Annotated in this window: 10 protein-coding genes; 4 read left to right on the forward strand and 6 right to left on the reverse strand. The window is 71.2% G+C overall.

Annotated elements, in window-relative coordinates:
* Positions 1 to 105: 105 nt before the first annotated feature.
* Complete coding sequence (locus ACZ6S6_RS32190; protein WP_469708378.1) at positions 106 to 1,749, reverse strand: GMC oxidoreductase; 1,644 nt, start codon at positions 1,747 to 1,749, stop codon at positions 106 to 108.
* Positions 1,750 to 1,942: 193 nt separating this feature from the next.
* On the opposite strand from ACZ6S6_RS32190, the gene ACZ6S6_RS32195 reads away from it, so the two are divergent.
* Entirely contained in the window at positions 1,943 to 2,131 is a 189-nt protein-coding gene (locus ACZ6S6_RS32195) for an antitoxin (RefSeq protein ID WP_469708379.1), read from the forward strand.
* A 135-nt stretch (positions 2,132 to 2,266) separates the two neighbouring features.
* Here ACZ6S6_RS32195 and ACZ6S6_RS32200 read toward each other — a convergent pair whose 3' ends face one another.
* Positions 2,267 to 2,440 carry a hypothetical protein gene (locus tag ACZ6S6_RS32200; protein WP_362964742.1) on the reverse strand — a complete coding sequence of 58 codons (174 nt, stop codon included), beginning with the start codon at positions 2,438 to 2,440 and terminating at the stop codon, positions 2,267 to 2,269.
* Between the two features lie 137 nt (positions 2,441 to 2,577).
* Between ACZ6S6_RS32200 and ACZ6S6_RS32205 the strand changes: the two genes are divergently transcribed.
* Positions 2,578 to 5,112: a SpoIIE family protein phosphatase gene (locus ACZ6S6_RS32205; protein WP_469708381.1), complete on the forward strand. Its 2,535-nt coding sequence runs from the start codon at positions 2,578 to 2,580 to the stop codon at positions 5,110 to 5,112.
* Between the two features lie 70 nt (positions 5,113 to 5,182).
* On the opposite strand, the gene ACZ6S6_RS32210 is transcribed toward ACZ6S6_RS32205, so the two are convergent.
* Both ACZ6S6_RS32210 and ACZ6S6_RS32215 read right to left on the reverse strand, forming a co-directional pair.
* Entirely contained in the window at positions 5,183 to 6,505 is a 1,323-nt protein-coding gene (locus tag ACZ6S6_RS32210) for a geranylgeranyl reductase family protein (protein WP_362964740.1), read from the reverse strand.
* A gap of 405 nt (positions 6,506 to 6,910) precedes the next feature.
* Entirely contained in the window at positions 6,911 to 7,396 is a 486-nt protein-coding gene (locus ACZ6S6_RS32215; protein ID WP_362964738.1) for a potassium channel family protein, read from the reverse strand.
* 357 nt (positions 7,397 to 7,753) lie between these two features.
* Here ACZ6S6_RS32215 and ACZ6S6_RS32220 point away from each other — a divergent pair, with 357 nt between their 5' ends.
* Positions 7,754 to 10,354, forward strand: coding sequence for a SpoIIE family protein phosphatase (locus ACZ6S6_RS32220; RefSeq protein ID WP_362964764.1), 2,601 nt, complete (start codon positions 7,754 to 7,756; stop codon positions 10,352 to 10,354).
* Positions 10,355 to 10,429: 75 nt separating this feature from the next.
* Here the strand turns inward: ACZ6S6_RS32220 and ACZ6S6_RS32225 are convergent, their stop codons facing one another.
* Entirely contained in the window at positions 10,430 to 12,616 is a 2,187-nt protein-coding gene (locus ACZ6S6_RS32225; protein WP_362964736.1) for a discoidin domain-containing protein, read from the reverse strand.
* Positions 12,617 to 13,089: 473 nt separating this feature from the next.
* Between ACZ6S6_RS32225 and ACZ6S6_RS32230 the strand changes: the two genes are divergently transcribed.
* Entirely contained in the window at positions 13,090 to 14,541 is a 1,452-nt protein-coding gene (locus tag ACZ6S6_RS32230; protein ID WP_469708384.1) for a helix-turn-helix domain-containing protein, read from the forward strand.
* A gap of 59 nt (positions 14,542 to 14,600) precedes the next feature.
* Here the strand turns inward: ACZ6S6_RS32230 and ACZ6S6_RS32235 are convergent, their stop codons facing one another.
* On the reverse strand, positions 14,601 to 18,083 hold the full coding sequence (locus ACZ6S6_RS32235; protein WP_469708455.1) for a M28 family peptidase: 3,483 nt from the start codon (positions 18,081 to 18,083) through the stop codon (positions 14,601 to 14,603).
* Positions 18,084 to 18,156 lie beyond the last annotated feature (73 nt).

Here is an 18,156-nt window from a genome sequence, read left to right on the forward strand (position 1 = left end):
CTGCCGGATGCCCCGGGCCCGTCCGCATCCGCCCGCGCCCGGGGCGCACCCGGTAGGAGGCTGGTGCGCCGCCTCCTGCCGGCCGGCCTGCCGCTCGGGCCGTTGTCACAGATCGGTGGCGATGATCTTCTCGATGTTCCGTTCGGCGAGTGCCGTGATGGTGACGAACGGGTTGACGCTGGTGTTGCCGGGGATCAGCGAGCCGTCGATCACGTATAGGCCCGAATACCCGTGCAGGCGACCGTAGTTGTCGGTGGCCCGGTCCAGCACCGCACCGCCGAGCGGGTGGTAGGTGAGATGGTCGCCCCAGATCTTGTACACACCGAAGAGGTCGGTGCGGTAGATCGTCCCCTCCTTCGCGTTGATCTTGTCGAAGATCGTTTTGGCCATGTCGATGGAGGGCTGCTTCCACGCGGCCTGCCAGTTCAGGTCGACCTTGCCCGTCGCGGCGTTCCAGGAGAACTGGGCGCGGTTCGGGTTCTTCGTGATCGACAGATAGAACGAGGCGAACGTCTCGATCCCGGTCGGCAGTGGAGCGACTTCGGCGAAGGCGCCACCGGCGTCCCAGTTGTCGATGCCGCCGCAGGGGATGCTCGACTGGACCGCGCCGGTCGGGTCCCACAGGTGGTTGGCACGCCCGCACATGACGTTGCCGTTGTCGCCCCAGCCCTTGCCGATCTCCTCGTTGAGGCCGGGGAGCCTGCCGGTGGCCTTGAGCTCGGTCAGCAGTTTGCTCGTGCCGACGCTGCCGGCCGCGAAGAACACCTTGTCCGCGGTCACCGTCTTGGTGGCCTCGGTGCTCCCGTCGGTGCGGAGCTGGTCGATGACGACCGTGTAGCCCCCGGCCGACGCCGGGGCCACCGAAGTCACCTTGTGCAGAGGCGAGACGGTGACGTTGCCGGTCGCCATGCCCTGGGCGAGGTAGGTCTTCTGCAGCGACTTCTTGCCGTAGTTGTTGCCGTAGAGGATCTCGCCGTCCAGTGCCGACTTGGGTACGGTGCCGGCGGCCTCCTTCTCCATGTAGTCCCAGTCGTACACGTCCGGCACGAAGACGAACGGGAAGCCGGAGCGCTGGGCCTGCTTACGGCCGACCCTGGCGTACTGGTAGCAGTCGACGCTGTCGAACCAGGCCGGGTCGACGGTGCCGACGCCGAGGCCCGCGTTGGCGCGCGGGTAGTAGGTGGAGTACATCTCGTCGGTGTTGACCGTGGGGAGGATGGTGCCGAAGTTCTCCCGCCTGGGGGTGACCGCCATACCCCCGTTGACCAGTGAGCCACCGCCGACGCCGCGCCCCTGGTAGACCGTGATGCCGCTGAAGTCCTCGGCGTCCAGGATTCCGGTGTAGCGGGGGATCGACCTGTCGATGGGGAAGCCGAGGAAGTTGCTGAGGGGCTGCTTGGTCTTGGTGCGGAGCCAGTACGAGCGGCCGTCGGGGCTCGTCGTGTTGGCGAAGATCTTGCCGTCCGACCCGGGAGTGTCCCAGGACATGCCCATCTCGACCATGTGGACGTGGACACCCGCGCGGGCGAGTCGCAGGGCGGCCACGGAACCGCCGTACCCGGTGCCGATCACCAGGACCGGGACGTGCTCCCCGCTGCCGATCACCGTGGCCGCGGTGCGGCTCGCCGCTCGGGCGGCGGTGGCCTGACCGGAGAGGGCTGCGGCCCCCAGAATGAAACTTGTTCTAGCGATGAATCTGCGACGCGAGACACTGCTCGATCCCTTGTCGGGTAAGCTTGAGTCCGTCATGTGACGTCCCTCACTCTCGATCGAATGGGAACGAGTTCTACTGGCGCTCGCGCAAGAAGTCACTACATACTTGTGAGTAACTTCCCTGGATCCCGGCCGCTCGCCGCCCGTCGCGGCCCTCTCCGCCCCGGGGTGCGCCACCGGGGCATCGCATGGATGCTGGGAAGGCCAGCGTTCCATGAGGAGGACAGTCATGAGCATGCTCGACAAGATCAAGGACCTGATCAAGGGGCACTCGGACCAGGCCCGTCAGGGAGTCGAGAAGGGTGGCGACTTCGTCGACAAGAAGACGCACGGCAAGTACAGCGGCCAGGTCGACTCCGCCCAGCAGAAGCTCAATGACCAGCTCGGTGACCACCGACCGCCTGCCGACGACCGGTAGGGCGTGCTCCGGAAGTTCCGACGGCCCCCGGCCTTCGTGTGATCGCCCGGCCTTCGTGCGATCACACGGGAGCGGCAGCCGCCATCGATGGCGGCTGCCGCTCCCTTGCGATCGCGGCGGCGGTGGTGCCGGAGGTCAGTTGTGGCCGAACTTCCGCTCCCGCCTGTGCGAGACCTGCTCCGAGATCGCCTTCACCCCTTCGGGTTCGGGCGCTGTGCTCGTCTGTTCCTTGGGCTCCGCGGTGGCCGCGGGGTGCTCATGGCCGCCGCTGCGGGCGCCACGGTTGTGCCGGCTCTGCTTCTTGCCCATGATCGTGCCTCCTGTGCGGATGTCGGACGATGGGCCGCCTTTCAGACTCGCATACAAGTGTAAAGGGTGCATTTCTGGTCGTAAGCGTCTCTCCGTCTGACGTGCGGAGCACGGCTGGGCGGGAGCATGCTGGGTGAGTGACCTGGTACGGCGCGGCCCGGGGTACTCCGCTCAGCGAGGGCGGCAGTGTGCCCGAGAGGCTCAAGGGCGGCCGGGCGCCGGACGAACTGTCCCTGGTGCTCGCCCAGGCCGTCGTGAGCGGGGTCGAGGCCGCGGGCGGACAGGCGGGCGGCGTCTATCTGCGCTCCCTCACGCCGGGGCTGCTGCGGCTGGCGGTACTGGCGGGGCTGCCCGGACCGCTCTTCTGTCCCTGGTGGCGGATGCATGTGAACCGCCCGTTCCCGGTGGCCCACGCCTTCCGTACGGGCCAGGCGGTGCACCTCTCCGACGCCGAGGAGGCCATGCGCCGCTACCCGCAGCTGATGGCGGGCCTGCCGTTCCCGTTCGGCTCCCTGTACATGCCGGTCCTCAGCGGCGGCGAACCGGTCGGGGTCCTGACGGTGCTGTGCCCGGCGACCCCCGGCAAGCCGGTGGGAACCGCCGAACTGCGCAGGCTGCGGGGCGTCGCCGAACGGCTCGGCACCGCACTGACGGAACTGGAGTCCGGTGGCACGAAACCGAGCTGGGACGAGGAACCGCTCCCCGTGCAACTGCCCGCCGGCAGCTCGCCGCCCGTACGGATCGGCCGCTTCGACTGGGACCTGGCCACCGGCGTCGTCGGCGCCGACGACGAGCTGTGCGCGATCCTCGGCACCGGACCCGCCGAGTTCCCGGGCACGATCGGCTCGCTGGCCGCGCAACTGGCTCCGGAGGACGTCTACGGACTGTGGGCCCTGGCCCGCCAGGCGGCAGGTTCGGGCGGGCCAGTCGTGCGCAGGATGCGGCTGCGCGGACCCGACGGCCGCTCGCACCTGCTGGAGGTCTCGGGCCGCCGGGACAGCGGGGCCGGGCCCGAGGTCGGTGCGGCGAGCCATCTGACCGGCTTCCTGGTGGACCTCGGCATCGGCCCGGTCGTCCCCGAGGCGGCCGACCGGCTGCCGCGGGGGATCTTCTCGCTGGACCGCTTCGGCCGGATCACCTACCTCAACGACCTGGCCGAGCAGCTCCTCGGCCATGCCAGGTCCGAGCTGGTCGGGCGGGTGCTCTGGGAGGTCCTCCCGTGGTCCGCGAACGCGGCCTACGAGGACCACTACCGGGCCGCGATGATCTCCGACGACCCGGTCCACTTCCTCGCCCGGCGCAACCCTCCCCCCTGGCTCGCGATCTCCCTGTACCCGGGCCACGAAGGGCTGACGGCCGTACTCACCCCCACCGAGGAGCCCTCCTACACGCCGGGGTCCGTGGCCTCACCCGGACTGGGCCTCGGTTCCCCCGCGGACCGCTCCGCCGCGCTCTACCGGCCGGTCGCGCTGGCGATCGCGCTGACCGAGGCCGTCACGGCCCGGCAGGTGTCCGCCGTGGTCACCGAGGAACTGCTGCCCGCCTTCGGCGGCAGACAGCTCGCGATCTACCTGCTCAAGGAGGGCCGCCTCTACCTGGAGTGGGAGACCGGCTTCCCCAAGGGCTTCCTGGACGGGTTCGACGGCGTCGGCCTGGACGCCCGCATCCCCGGCGTGGAGACACTCACCTCGGGCCGCCCCATCTTCTTCGAGTCCATGCAGCATCTGGGCGCCGCCTACCCCGGCATCCCCATGGACGCCGATGTCGGCGCCCGAGCCTTCCTGCCGCTGATCGCCTCCGGGCAGCACGTCGGCTCGTGCATCCTCGGCTTCGACAAGCCGCGCGGCTTCAGCCCCGAGGAGCGCACGATCCTGACCGCGCTGGCCGGCCTCATCGCCCAGGCACTGCAACGGGCCCAGCGGTACGACGCGGAGGCCGCCCTCGCCCGCGGACTCCAGGACGTCCTGCTGCCGCACCGGCTGCCCGTCATCGACGGTGTCGACACCGCCGGCCGCTACCTCGCGGGCACCCAGGGCATGGACGTCGGCGGCGACTGGTACGACGTCATCGAGACGGGCGAGCGGCTGGCCCTGGTCATCGGGGACGTCCAGGGACACGGTGTCGCGGCCGCCGCGACCATGGGCCAACTGCGCAGTGCGGTACGGGCCTTCGCGCTCAGCGGACACGACCCGCAGGAGGTGATGAGTGGTACCAACCGGCTCCTGATCGACCTCGACCCCGGCCAGTTCGCCAGCTGCTGCTACATCGTCCTGGACCCGGCCACCGGTATCGCGCACGCCGTGCGGGCCGGACACCCCCAGCCCGTACTGCGCCACCCGGACGGCACGGCCGAGGTCCTGGACCTGTCGGGCGGAGTCGTGCTCGGTGTCGACCCCGAAGCGTCCTACCCCGTCAGCGAACTGCACCTGGCCCCCGGCGCGGCGCTCGCCCTGTACACCGACGGCATGGTCGAGCAGTCGGGCACGGACATCGACGTGGGCATCGAGCGGCTGCGCCGTACGATCGCCGAATTCGGCCCGGCCCCGCTGGCCGATACGGCGGACCACGTGATCGGGCGGGCCAGACAGGCACCGGACCGGCCCGACGACATCGCCCTGCTGCTCGCCGCCCGCTGGAACGACGCGGACGGCGAGGCGGCTCGCACCCCGTGAACGGCTCGGGCGCGGTCGGTGACCGGCCGCGTCCCGGCCGGTTCGGGCCTGGGCCTGCCCGGCGGCCCTCTCAGCGCCGGCGGGCGTTCGGCGCCGGAACGAGGCGTACCGCGGTGTTGAGGACATGGTCGATCACATCGCGCGAGGGGTTGTCCGTCAGATTGCTGAGCAGCCGGGCCAGCGTGTTGAGCAGGAACGGCGAGCCCATCACGTACCGGTTCAGGACGGGCTGGAACCCCGACCGACTGAAGACGAGATCGGCGGCCGTGTTGCCGAGCCGGTAGTAGCGCCCCCAGCGCCGGTTCATCTCGACCGGGTAATGGTGCAGCGCCCGCTCCCGCCGCGGGCCCGAAGGCATGGCCAGGGCCAGCGCGGCACTCTCGGCCGCGACCTCCCCGGCCTCCAGCGCCTGGCCGATGCCCTCACCGTTCCACGGGCTGATCATGCCTCCGGAGTCGCCGACCAGGAGGAGGCCCCGGGTGTACAGCGGATGACGGTTGAGGCCCAGCGGCAGCGCGGCGCTGCGGACGGGCCCCTCGGCGTTCTCCTCACGGAGCCCCCACTCGGGCGGTGTGCGGGCCAGCCACTGGTCCAGGGTGGCCCGCAGATCGGGCTTGCCGTGGCGGCGGTGGGGAATCGCGCCGAGCCCGACGTTGACGCGGCCGTCCCCCATCGGGAAGATCCAGCCGTACCCCGGCAGGAAGCGGTCGCTCCTGGGGAAGCGGAGGTCGGCCCAGAGCTCCAGGAACTCCTCCCGGGAGCGCTCGGGGCTGCGGTAGTAGCGGCGGGCCGCCGTCGCGATCTGGCGCTTCGTGTCCCGCTGCAGCCCCATCGCGAGAGCCAGCCGGGCGGAGGCGCCGTCGGCGGCGATGACGACCGGCGCCCGGTGCACCACCGGATCCGCCGTCCCGGACACCGCGCTCACGCCGGTGATCCGTCCGGCCCGGTCGGTCACCGGTTCCGTCACCTTGACGCCGGTGCGCAGCCGGGCCCCGGCGGCAACGGCGTGGCGGGCCAGGATGTCGTCGAAGTCGTGGCGGCTGCGGGTGAGCCCGAAGTCGGGGTAGCCGCCCAGCGCGGGCCAGTCGATCTGCACCTGCCGGTCGCCCGTCACCCAGCGCATCCCGCGCGACCGCGTCCAGCCCGGTGCGTCGATGTCGACGCCCATCCGGATGAGCTGGTGCACCGCACGCGGCGTGAGGCCGTCCCCGCACACCTTCTCCCGGGGGAAGTCCGACTTCTCCAGAAGCAGCACGTCAACGCCTGCTCGGGCGAGGTGGAAGGCCGCGGACGAGCCGGCCGGCCCCGCTCCCACCACGATCACCTGGGCCTCCTCGGAGCGGCCGTGGGGCTCCTCGTCCGGCGGGGACTGTTCTGCGTGCGCTTCCCGCATCGGGAGCCCTTTCCTGGGACGGCCGGAGCCGCCCGGGGAAGGCGGCCGTGTGCACCGACATCCTGCCGGTTCGCGACGCTCGGCGGCAGGGTGATCATGAGTGCGAGGTGTGGGCTTTCGGTTCCTCGGGCGCGGCCGCCGCAACGCGGATCGGGGCCGCACGGAGTGCGGCCCCGATGGCGACGGAGGCGAAGACGGAGTCAGTACGGCAGCGGACGCCCCGACGGAGTGCGCAGATCGAGCGGCGGCGGCCGGGACGGAAGCTGGGGACGTCTGACAACCCTGATGCGGCCCACTGCCACCACCTCCTGTCGGTCACCCGACCTATGCCCGGACCCACGCCGTTCACACCCCCGCGGGCCGGTGATCGCGTTCCGTGACCGCTCCCGGCCCACCGCTCCCGGCCTACCGCGGCGGTCCGTGGCCCGCGTCGGCGAGCAGCCGCTCGATCCGGTCGAAGCGCTCGTGCAGGACCTGGGCGGTCTCCTCCCGGACATGGCGCGCGGTCCGCTCCGCCTCGGCGGCGAGCCGGTGACGGCGTTTCTGCTCGTGCCCCACGAACCAGGTGGCGAGGGCCGCCGTGACCATTCCGTACGTGGTGATGCCCACCCCCATCACCACGACGGCGACGATCCGGCCCCACAGGGTCACCGGGTAGAAGTCGCCGTACCCGACGGTCGTCGCGGTCTCCGCCGACCACCACAGCGCCCGGGGATAGCTGGTGATGGTGGCGTGGCCGGCGTGCTGTTCCGCCACGAGCACCGCCCAGGAGCCGACGAGCAGGGTCAGACCGAGGAGCACCGTCGCCCAGCCCACCGCCTTGAGGTGGAGTGAACGGCCCTCCCGGCCGAGCAGCAGCTCGACCGCCTTGGTCAGGAACACAGGCACCATCTCCGGATCATGCCCGGCGGCCGCCGGCACCGGGGCACGGGCGCGCACCGGCGGGAGCCGCGTCACCCGATCGGAACGGCTCCACCCGGCCCCACCGGGCAGCCCGGTCCCGCACAGGAGGCCCCGCTCCGCATTCCGGCCCCGGCAATTCGTGTTAAACCTAGAGATGTGTGTGGTACAGGTCGGTTCCGGGCGTGGTTTCACCGCTCCGCCCGGCGGCCGCATCGGCACGATGGCGGACGCCCGGGTGGTGACCGGCCCGCGCCCTCCGGCTCGGACGTGAAACAGTCCTCACCGGGGAACCGGCTGCGCGCCCTTTTCAGCCTTCGCACCGTGGCCGGCCAGGTCTTCTTCCTGATGCTTGGCATCGTCGTGCTGCTCATCGCCGCCGCGATCGTCTCGCTGGTGTTGCAGGGCAGGCGCGACAGCATGAACGAGGCCCGAGCCCGCTCGCTGAGCGTCGCGGAGGCGTTCGCCCACGCCCCGGGGATCGTCGCCGCACTGGACGGCCCGGAGCCCACCTCGGTGCTCCAGCCGTACGCGGAACAGACCCGGATGGAGACCGGAGTCGAGTCCATCGTCGTGACCGGGACCGACGGAATCCGCTACACCGACCCCGACCTGCAGCGGATCGGGACAAAGGTCGATCCGCGGTACAGGGAGGCCCTGAACGGGAAGGGGTTCACCCGGACCTACACGGGCAGCCGCGGCCGCGCCGTCGTCTCGGTGGTGCCCGTGCCACGGCCCGACGGCATGCCCGCCGGACTGGTGTCCGTGTCCATCAAGGTCGAGACCGTCAACAAGCTGGCCAACCCCAGTGTCCCGTTCGCCATCGGCGCCGCGGTGGCCGCTCTCGCCCTCACGACGGGCGGTGCGGCCCTGGTGAGCCGACGGCTGGGACGTCAGACGCGCGGCCTCGGTCCGGCCGAGATGACCCGGATGTACGAGCACCACGACGCGGTGTTGCACGCGGTCCGCGAAGGGGTCCTCATCATCGGCCCCGAACACCGGCTGCTGCTGGCCAACGACGAGGCCCGAAGACTCCTCGGGCTGCCCGCCGACGCGGAGGGCCGTTCCGTGACGGACCTGGGGCTGGAGCCGCGTACCGCCGAACTGCTGGCCTCCGGCCGGGTCGCCACGGACGAGGTGCGGCCGGCCGGGAACCGGCTGCTGGCAGTCAACCTCCGTCCCACGGGGGACCGCGGCGGGCCACCCGGCGTCGTGGCGACCCTGCGGGACACCACGGAGCTGCGCGCCGTCACCGGCCGGGCGGAGACCGTACGGGAGCGTCTGACGCTCCTGTACCGCGCCGGAGCCCGGATCGGCACCACCCTCGACGTCGCGACGACCGCACGGGAGCTCGCCGAGGTCGCCGCCCCCGGATTCGCCGACTGCGCGACGGTCGACGTCGCCGACGCGGTGCTGCGCGGAGCGGAACCGGAGACGCCCTCCGGCGACGTGATACGTGTACGCCGCACCGCCGTCTCCGGCACCGGCACGGACCACCCCCTCTACCCGCTCGGCCGCGTCATCGGGTTCGTGCCCACCGGCCCCGAGTCCATCGGCAGCAGCGCCGGCCACACCTGGATGGTGCCCGACCTGACCACGTCCGAGCAGTGGCGGCAGGCCGACCCCGAGCAGTCCGCGAGAATCCTGGAGCACGGATTCCACTCGCTGCTCTCCGTACCGCTGCACGCGCGCGGTGTCATCCTCGGCATCGCCAACTTCTGGCGTGCGGAGAACGAGGAACCCTTCGGCGCCGATGACCTGTCCTTCGCGGAGGAACTGGTGGCCCGCGCGGCCGTCAGCGTCGACAACGCCCGCCGCTACACCCGCGAGCACGAGATGGCCGTGACCCTGCAGCGCAGCCTGCTCCCGCGCGGTGTGCCCGAGCAGAACGCCCTGGACGTCGCCTTCCGCTATCTGCCGGCGCAGGCCGGGGTGGGCGGGGACTGGTTCGATGTCATCCCGCTGTCCGGCGCACGCGTCGCCCTGGTCGTCGGCGATGTGGTCGGACACGGTCTGCACGCCGCGGCCACCATGGGCCGGCTGCGCACCACGGTGCACAACTTCTCCACGCTGGACCTGCCGCCCGACGAACTCCTCGGCCACCTCGACGAACTCGTCGTCCGGATCGACCAGGACGAGCAGACCGACGGCGGCGTGGCGGTCACCGGGGCCACCTGCCTGTACGCGATCTACGACGCGGTCACCGGGCGCTGCTCGGTGGCTCGGGCCGGCCACCCCGGGCCCGCCCTCGTGCTGCCCGACGGCACCGTCGAGTTCCCCGAGATTCCGGCCGGTCTGCCCCTCGGGATCGGCGGGATGCCCTTCGAGACGGTCGAGCTGGAGGTGCCGGAGGGGAGCCGTCTGGTCATGTACACGGACGGGCTGATCGAGCGCCGCGACCGGGACATCGACGACGGCCTGGAGCAGCTGCGCCGGGCCCTGGCCGACCGCGACCGGACGCCCGAGGAGACCTGCGACGACGTGCTGGAGGCCATGCTGCCCAACCGTCCGGGCGACGACGTCGCCCTGCTGGTGGCCCGCACCCGCACCCTGGACCCGGCCCGGCGCGTGCAGTGGGAGGTGGCCCCCGACGCCTCGGCCGTCTCGGGTGTCCGCAAGGAGGCCACCCGGTGGCTCGCCGACCACGGTCTCGACGAGGAGGGGTTCGTCACCGAGCTGATCCTCAGCGAGCTGGTCACCAACGCCATCCGCTACGGCACCGAGCCGATCACCGTGCGGCTGCTGTACGACCGGGCCCTGATCTGCGAGGTGTCGGACTGCAGCAGCACCTCGCCGCATCTGCGTTACGCGGCGACGACCGACGAGGGCGGGCGGGGGCTGTTCCTGGTCGCCCAGTTCGCCGAGCGCTGGGGCACCCGCTACACCGAACGCGGCAAGGTGATCTGGTCCGAACAGGCGCTCGACGAGCCGGAGCCGCCACCCGGATAGGGCCGTAACGGCGGCGACGCGGGGTCCGGCAGTGGCTGCCGGACCCCGCGCCGTTCGCTCATCTCATGAGAGGTGTCACGGGAAGGAGACCACCTGGGACGGGATGGTGTCCGTCCCCGACGTGGGTGATCCGGTGTTGTTGATGACGTGTTCGTACTGGCCCTGGCCGCCGAGGGAGACGACGAGCAGGTCGTGGAACTTCACTCCGGGCTTCACCGGTGCCTCGAAGCCGTGGTCCTGGCGGATCGTCGGGTCCACGTTGAAGTAGCAGTAGCTGCCAAGACCCCACCCTTCGTGGGTGGTCACGGAGTCGTCGACCTTGTAGGCCGCGTACCCCTTGGTGTCACCGTTCTGGATGGCGGCCTGGTTGGGGGCGTCGTACGCCTTCTCGTTCTGGAAGAAGATCGTCTTGCCCCTCTCGCCCGACCAGCGCACGTCGTACTTGTTGAAGTGCTCGACGAACAGTCCGGTCGCCAGGACATCGTCGCCGTTGACCTGGAGGCCGTAGTCGGAACGGTTGGTCTCCCAGCCGATCCCCTCGCCGTGGTCCGCGCGCCACAGCCAGGTGTGGTCGATGATCGTGTCGTCGTTGTTGATCACCATGGCGGTGGTGGCCTTGCCGGCTCCCGCGCCGCCGACCCGGACGAACACGTCCTGGACGGTGGTCGGGTTCGCCGAGTGGTCGGCCGAGGCGCCGTCGGGGCCGACCTGGACCAGGACCTGGGAGTTCTGCGGACCGGCGTCGACGAGCAGGCCGGCGAGCTTCACGCCGTCCACGTCACCGACCTTGATCGCCGTGACTCCGTTGTCCGGGATGATCGTGGCGAGGCCCAGGCCCAGCACGACCGTGTTGGCGCGGTCGATGTTGATGGTCTGGTTCACGTGGTAGATGCCGGGCGTGAACAGCAGGTGCAGACCCTGCTGCACCGCCGCGTTGATGGTCTCGGCCGAGGCGCCCGGCTTGACCACGTAGAACTGGCTCAGCGGGATGGACTCGCCCTGCGGGGTGCCGTTCCACGAGACACCGCGTGCGTTGGTGCGCTTGGCGGGGACGAACACCTTGTAGTCGTTGCCGTCCAGGTACAGGAACGGCTTCTCGCGGGAGACCGGGGTGTTGTCGAGGGTGGTGTACGGCGGTTCCGGGAAGCTCTGGGCGGGGGCGCCCTCGACGCCGGAGAACGTCATGTTCCAGACGCCGTTGCCCCAGCTGCCGACCGAGCTGTCGCGGGTGTACCACTGCTGCTGCGAGTACGGGCCGACCTGGCCGTCGATCTTGCTGTCGGCGATGTACCCGCCGCTCGCCCAGCCGTAGCCGTTCGGCGCGAGGTTGAGTCCGCCCTTGACGTGCATCCGGCGGAACGGGGCGGCCTGCGAGACGGCCCAGCGGTCGGTGCCGTTCACCGGGTTGAGCGCCAGGTTCTCCGCCGAGCGCCAGAAGTTCTGCGTGGCGTTCCCGTCGAACCAGCCCGCGTCGACGGTCACATCACCGTTGAACGTGGTGTCGTCCGGCTTGAGGCCGAGACCGGCGATCGAGGTGTAGAACCCGATCTGCGCGTTGAGGTTGTTGTACGTGCCCGGCTTGAACATCAGCGCGTAGCGGCCGGTGCCGAACTGCGCCGACTCCTGCTGCTTGAAGATCTCGTCGACCTTGGCCTGGATGTTGGGCGTCGAGGGGTCGAAGACCAGGACGTTGGGGCCGAGGTCACCGCCGCCGGGGACCTGCGGGCCGCCCGGGTCGCCGCCGGTGGTGCCGAAGACCTGGAACTCCCAGAGCGAGTAGCCGTACTGGGTGGCTCGCGCGGTGCCGGTCAGCCGGACGTAGCGGGCGGTGCCGGAGACGTTCAGGGTCTCGTTCCCGCCGGGGCCGGTGGTGGTCGAGTAGGCGGTGCTCCAGGTGCTGTCGTCCGTGGAGAACTCGATCCTGTAGCTCTTGGCGTAGGCGGTCTCCCACCTCAGCGCGATCTGGCTGACCGAGGCGGCGGAGCCCAGGTCGACCTCGATCCACTGGGGGTCGGAGGCGGCGCTCGACCAGCGGGTGCCGTTGTCGCCGTCCACGGCGGAGGTGGCGGGGGTGCCGTAGTTCTCCTGGCTGGAGGCGGTGACCGTCTTGCCCTGGGAGAGCAGCGAGGGTGCGGCGCTCGCCGGGGCGGACGGGACGAAGGCCAGGAGCGAGACGACGAGACCGGCGACGGCGGCCAGCACGCCGGTGCGTCTTCTTCCGGTCGAGGCCGCGGGTCTGTGGAACACGGGGGGTGCATACATGGGGAAGTCTCCTGAGTCGCGGTACGGGTACACGACACGCAGTCGGAGAGCGCTCTCTCCGACCGATGGGGATACTTCTCCCTTGGTTCCCTACACGTCAATAGGTGTGCAACACCCGCTTGGTCGGGCGCCGTTGAGAACAAGAGTTGATGCCGGACAACTCACGATTGACCGAGTTCCGTACGCCTTCAAACCTCCGTGGCCACAGGCTTGACGCGGCGTCGATTCAGGTGATGATGGTGCGTACGCATGGAGTGACGGAGGCGGAACGTGCCGTTGCCCCCGCAACCTGACGCCGTCCGGAGGCACCGGCTGCGGGCCGGAGGATCTGGGCACCGGAGGCCACCGCGCCTGTTACCGGACATCTTGCCGCCGTCCCGGGGACAGCGGGTACGAGTGCTCGCTATCCTCCGGGACATGAGCCGTGAGCGTGGCACGCGCGGCGCCCTTGACCAGGCGCGACGGTGGTTCCGGTGACCGGGGACGTGGGCCCCGCGCCGTCCGGCCCCGGTGGCGCGGAGGCATGGAGATCCTTCGGGGTCCGGTTGCGCCGGTGGCGCAGACGGGCGGGGCTGACGCAGGCCCAGGTGGGGGCCCGGGTCGGCTACGACCACACCGCCATCAGCAAACTCGAACACGGCAGCCGCCGGACGCCGCTGCCCCTGGCCCGCAGGCTGGACGACCTGCTGACGGCGGGCGGCGACCTGCTGGCGGCCTGCGAGGCGGCCGAGGCGCGGGAGGCCGCGCTGACCACCGGCCGTGCGGACGGCGGCCCGCCTCCCGCGGACACCCCGGCCCGCCGCGGCCCGCTGCCCGGCGAGCCCGCGGGCGGCGCCCTCCTCGCGATGCTGCCGCCCGGAACGGTACTGCCCGCCGGCCTTCCCGCGTACGGGCTCGCCTGCCCGGCGCACGGCCGGGACGGCTGCGCCGTACCCGCGCTGGCCGATGTCGTCGAACTGCACGCCGCCTTCTGCGCCCTGGGCCCGGACACCTCGTCCCACCCCGCGCTGGACACCGAGACCGTGCACGCGCTCACCGCCCTGCTCGCCGCCTGCCTGCGCGCCGACGAGGAACGCGCCTGGCCGGGAGCGACCGCGGTCGTCGAGCGCACCTTGCACGCCATGCTCCGGTGGATGGCGCTGCCCGCCGCCCCCTACCAGCGCCAACTGGCCCCGCTGGCGGCCGAGTACGCGCAGTCGGCCGGCTGCCTGCGGCTGCTGTGGGGCCGCAACGGCACCGCGATGGCCTGGCTCGACCGGTCGCTGCTCTGGTCCGCCATGGCCGGTCACGTGGGGACCGAGGTCGCGGCACTGAGCGATATGAGCACCCTGGCCCGGCTGGAGGGCGACGGGCCGTCCGCGCTGGCGTACGGCGGGGCCATCCGGCAGGCCGCGGCGGGCCGGCCCTGGGCGGGCGCCATGAGCGATCTGTACCAGGCGCGCGGCCACGCGGTCCGGGGGGACGTCCCGCAGACCCTGAGGCACATCGACCGCGCCCGGTCCCAGCTGGACCGGGTCGAGGAGCGGGACGAGACGGAGGCGCCCTGGCTCTCCGTGGCCTCGGTGCGCCTGCGGGTGGAGTCGGGCGCGGCGGGCGCGCTGCGCGATCTCGCGGCGGCCACCGGCGACCGCCGGCTCGCCCTGCGCGCGGTCGATGCGGCCCGCACCGCGCTCGGACTGCTGCCTCCCGGGATGCACTCGGCCCGGAGGCTGTTCCTGGCCCGGATGGCCGACGCCCACGCCTGCGCGGGCGACCTGTCGGCGGCGCAGGCCGTGGCCGCTCCGGTGCTCGACACCACCGAGGTGAACCCGTCGACCCTGCTCGGCCAGGAACTGCGCGGGCTGCACGGCAGACTGGCCGCCCGCGGCGGCGGCCGGCCCGAGACCGAGGACTTCGTCCGCAGGCTGGCCGCGGCGGTCCGCTGAAACGCCAGGGGCGGGGCGTGTGGACCACGCCCCGCCCCTGCCCCCCCCGTGATGCCGGATCAGCTCACGTCGAGCGCCACATCGTCCACGACGAAGCTGGTCTGGAGGTAAGCGTCCTCCTTACTGGTGAACCCCAGCGTCACCGTCTGCCCCGCGGCGGACCCGACGTCGAAGCTCTGCTGGACGTAACCGCTGCTCGCGTCGAGATTCGAGTACGTGGCCAGCGTCCGAGACCCCAGTTTGACGGTGAACGTGTCGTAGGCGCTCGCGCCTCCCGCCGATTCGGCGGTGTCGGTGCGCAGGAAGAACGACAGCTTGTACGTCGAGCAGCCCGCCGGAACGGTCAGTGACTGCGAGGCGCTGTCGCTGTGGGTGCTGCCCCAGCCGCCGAACCAGGCCTGGTAGGAGCCGGTGTGCGCGGGCTTCTCCGAGGTCCGGTTGTTGATGACCCCGTTCGTCTGGGTCCACGGCGCCGTGCCGTTCTCGAAGCCGCCGTTGGCGACGACCTGCCGCGCCTGGCAGTTGCCGCCGCCACCGACGACCAGCGAGTAGGTGGTGGTGTGGGTGGCGGTGCCCGTTCCGGTCACCGTGAGCGTGTAGGTGCCCGCGGTGGCCTGCGCCCCCGCCGAGACGGTCATCGTCGAGGAGGACCCCGACTGCACGGTCGCCGGTGCGAAGGAGACGGTGACCCCGCTCGGCGCACCGGAGGCCGTCAGCCGGACACTCTGTCCGGAACCGCTGGTGGTGGCCGTGGACACGGTCGCGGTGGCGGAGGCACCCGGCTGGACGTTGCCGGAGACCGGGTTCACCGAGACGGAGAAGTCATCGGCCGGTGCCGTAGTGCCGACGGCCGTCTTCCACAGCGTGTAGGCGACTCCGTCGGCGCTGCGGTCGAGGGCGGTCGCGTTGATGTTGCTGGTGGTGTCGCACGACTGGTGGTAGCACGGGTCGTACGAACGGCCCGCCGTACCACCCCACTTGGCGGCCTGGGCGGAGGTCTTGGTGTCGCTCGCGCCGGTCGCGTAACCCGAGGTGGCGATACCGCCCTGCTGGAAGGAGTAGTCGTCGGAGCGGCCCTGGCCCTCCACGTTCTCCTCCGGAGCGAGGCCGAGTGAGGCCCAGTACTCCTTCATCGGGGCCGAGGCGGCCGAGTTGAGGTTGTTGATGAAGTAGCCGCCGTTGGTGGAGGCGACCATGTCGAAGTTGTAGTACGCGGTGATGGCGGCGCGCTGGGCGGAGGTGAGCTGCCCGACGTAGTACGCGGAGCCCTGAAGGCCCTGCTCCTCGCCGTTCCACCAGGCGAAGCGCACGTGCTTGGTCATCGTCGGGTTCTGCTGGGCCAGCGCGAGGGCGTTCTCCAGCAGGGTGGCCGAGCCGGAGCCGTTGTCATTGATGCCGGGGCCGGCGCTGACGCTGTCCAGGTGGGCTCCGAACATCACGGTCCGGTCCGTCGGGCCGCCCGGCCAGTCCGCGATCAGGTTCTTGCCCGCGTAGGTGCAGCTGCCGCAGGTCTGCTCGCTGACGGTGTAACCGGCGGCCTGGAGCTTGCCCTTCACATAGGCGAGCGAGGCGGTGTGGCCGGCGCTGCCGGCCCGGCGGCTGCCGCCGTTCTGCGAGGCGATGGTGCTGAGCTGCGACAGATGGGACTGCACATTGGCGATGCTGATGTCCGGGGGCGTGCCGCCCGGAGTGCCGCCGCCGTCATTGACGGTCAGTGTGTACTGGGCGGTGTGGTCCTGGGTGCCGGCGCCCTTCACGGTGAGCGTGTAGGTCCCGGGCGCCGCGGCCGACGTCGTCGAGACGGTCATGGCCGAGGTCGCACCGGACTGCACGGCGGACGGGCTGAAGGAGACGCTCACACCGCTCGGCTGACCGCTCGCGGACAGGTTCACCGTCTGCGCGCTGCCGGAGCTGACGGTCGTCCTGACCGTGGCCGTCACCGAGTTGCCCGGCTTCACCGAGCCGGCGGACGGGTCCAGGGACATCGAGAAGTCGTTGTTGCCGCTCGGGGTGCAGCTCGGGTCGCCGCTCTGGGCGGGGACGCTGACGGCGTCCCAGGCCGCCTTCGTCCGGTTGAACAGCACGCAGGTGGCGTCGAGCGTCTTGGCCGAGGTGAGCGTGGCCGTGCGGTAGCGCTTGTACGTCATGCCGCTGGTCTTGAGCAGCATGCCGCCGTAGAAGACCTTGCCGGCGCTCTGGATGCCCACGCCGGTGACCGAGGAGCTGTTGCACGTCGGGCTGGACGGCTTGCCGCCGCCGGGGCTCGATCCCTCGGCCAGCAGGTAGAACCAGTGGTTGAGCGGACCGGCCGCCGCGTGCTCCTCGGTGCTGGGTATGGAGGAGCTGTAGCAGTTCGGGTCGCCGATCTGTCCCGGGTTGTACATGATCCGGATCGGCCCGCTGCCCACGAGGTTGATCTTCTCGCCGACGGTGTAGTCCGGGTCGTCGTACGGGGCCGGCTCGTTGGTGTACGCCTCGGTGAGCGCCCCCATGATGTCGCCGGTGGCCTCGCCGAGACCGGACTCGTTGTTGGCGCCGCCGGGCGTGTACTGGTCGATGCCGTGGCCGAACTCGTGGCCCACGACGTCCATGGCCCCGATCCACTGGTTGGCGTTGTTGTGGCCGATGGAGACGGTGGAACCGTCCCAGTAGGCGTTCACGTCGTTCAGCCCGACCTTGACCGGCCAGCTGCGGCCGTTGCCGTCGTGACCGTTGCGCCCCAGCCAGTCACGCAGCATGTCCCACTCGTGCTGGGCCGCCCACATGACGTCGACGCAGCCGGTCTCCTTGCTGGAGGCGCTGCCGGTGCCCCAGGAGTCGGAGGACTTGGTGAAGACCCCGCCCGTGCTGTAGTCGGCGCAGCTCAGCCCCGGCCTGCCGGGGTCGCGAAGGGAGTAACTGCCACCCGATGAAGTGGTGTTGATGGACAGCGGGGAGGGCCCGTTCCACTGGCTGTTGCCGGTGCCGGCCTTGACGTCGTCATAGCTGTCGAGCACCGTGCCGGTGCCCGCGTCGACGAAGACATGCAGATGGCTGGGGGCCTTCGCGGTACGGCCGGTCAGCACCGTCTCCCAGGCCAGCCGGGACTTCTTGCCGGTGGCCCGGACGACCAGCCGGTGACTGTCCACCCGCTTCACCGAGGTGAGCTTCTTGCGCGCGGCGGCTTCGGCCTTTTCGGCCGAGACGGTCACGGTGGTCGGCACGTTGATGCGCCGGGAGACCGCCGACTGCGCGCCGCGGACCCGCCCCTTGGAGTCCGCCACCACGACGGCGTCGCCGCCGACCACCGGCAGCCCGCGGTAGGTGCGCTGGTACGCGATCGAGTAGAGCCCGTTGACCCAGGGGGTCACGTTCTGCCGTTCGTAGCGCTCCTCGGGCCCCTTCGCCAGGGCGTCGAGGCCGCTGGCCGCCGCCCGGTCGGCGGCCGACACGGCAGCCGCGAGAGGGGTGGGAGTGGGGGGAGACGGTTCCGCGGAAGCTGACTGGCCGCTCGTGGCGACCAGCATTCCGGCGAGGACGGCCAGGGTTGTCCCGGCCGTCATCGGTCTGCGTTTCATCGAGGCTCCTCGGTTCGTGGGGACCTCGATCACGGGCAGCGGCGTGGGGAGACGCACC

This window comes from Streptomyces sp. NPDC048671 (genome assembly GCF_055587045.1).

Excerpts from the sequence above, each read along its gene's own strand:
- ACZ6S6_RS32200 (WP_362964742.1), bottom strand. The coding sequence starts at position 2,440 with ATGGGCAAGAAGCAGAGCCGGCACAACCGTGGCGCCCGCAGCGGCGGC.
- ACZ6S6_RS32235 (WP_469708455.1), bottom strand. The coding sequence starts at position 18,083 with ATGACGGCCGGGACAACCCTGGCCGTCCTCGCCGGAATGCTGGTCGCC.
- ACZ6S6_RS32220 (WP_362964764.1), top strand. The coding sequence starts at position 7,754 with ATGCTTGGCATCGTCGTGCTGCTCATCGCCGCCGCGATCGTCTCGCTG.
- ACZ6S6_RS32190 (WP_469708378.1), bottom strand. The coding sequence starts at position 1,749 with ATGACGGACTCAAGCTTACCCGACAAGGGATCGAGCAGTGTCTCGCGT.
- ACZ6S6_RS32195 (WP_469708379.1), top strand. The coding sequence starts at position 1,943 with ATGAGCATGCTCGACAAGATCAAGGACCTGATCAAGGGGCACTCGGAC.
- ACZ6S6_RS32210 (WP_362964740.1), bottom strand. The coding sequence starts at position 6,505 with ATGCGGGAAGCGCACGCAGAACAGTCCCCGCCGGACGAGGAGCCCCAC.
- ACZ6S6_RS32215 (WP_362964738.1), bottom strand. The coding sequence starts at position 7,396 with ATGGTGCCTGTGTTCCTGACCAAGGCGGTCGAGCTGCTGCTCGGCCGG.
- ACZ6S6_RS32225 (WP_362964736.1), bottom strand. The coding sequence starts at position 12,616 with ATGTATGCACCCCCCGTGTTCCACAGACCCGCGGCCTCGACCGGAAGA.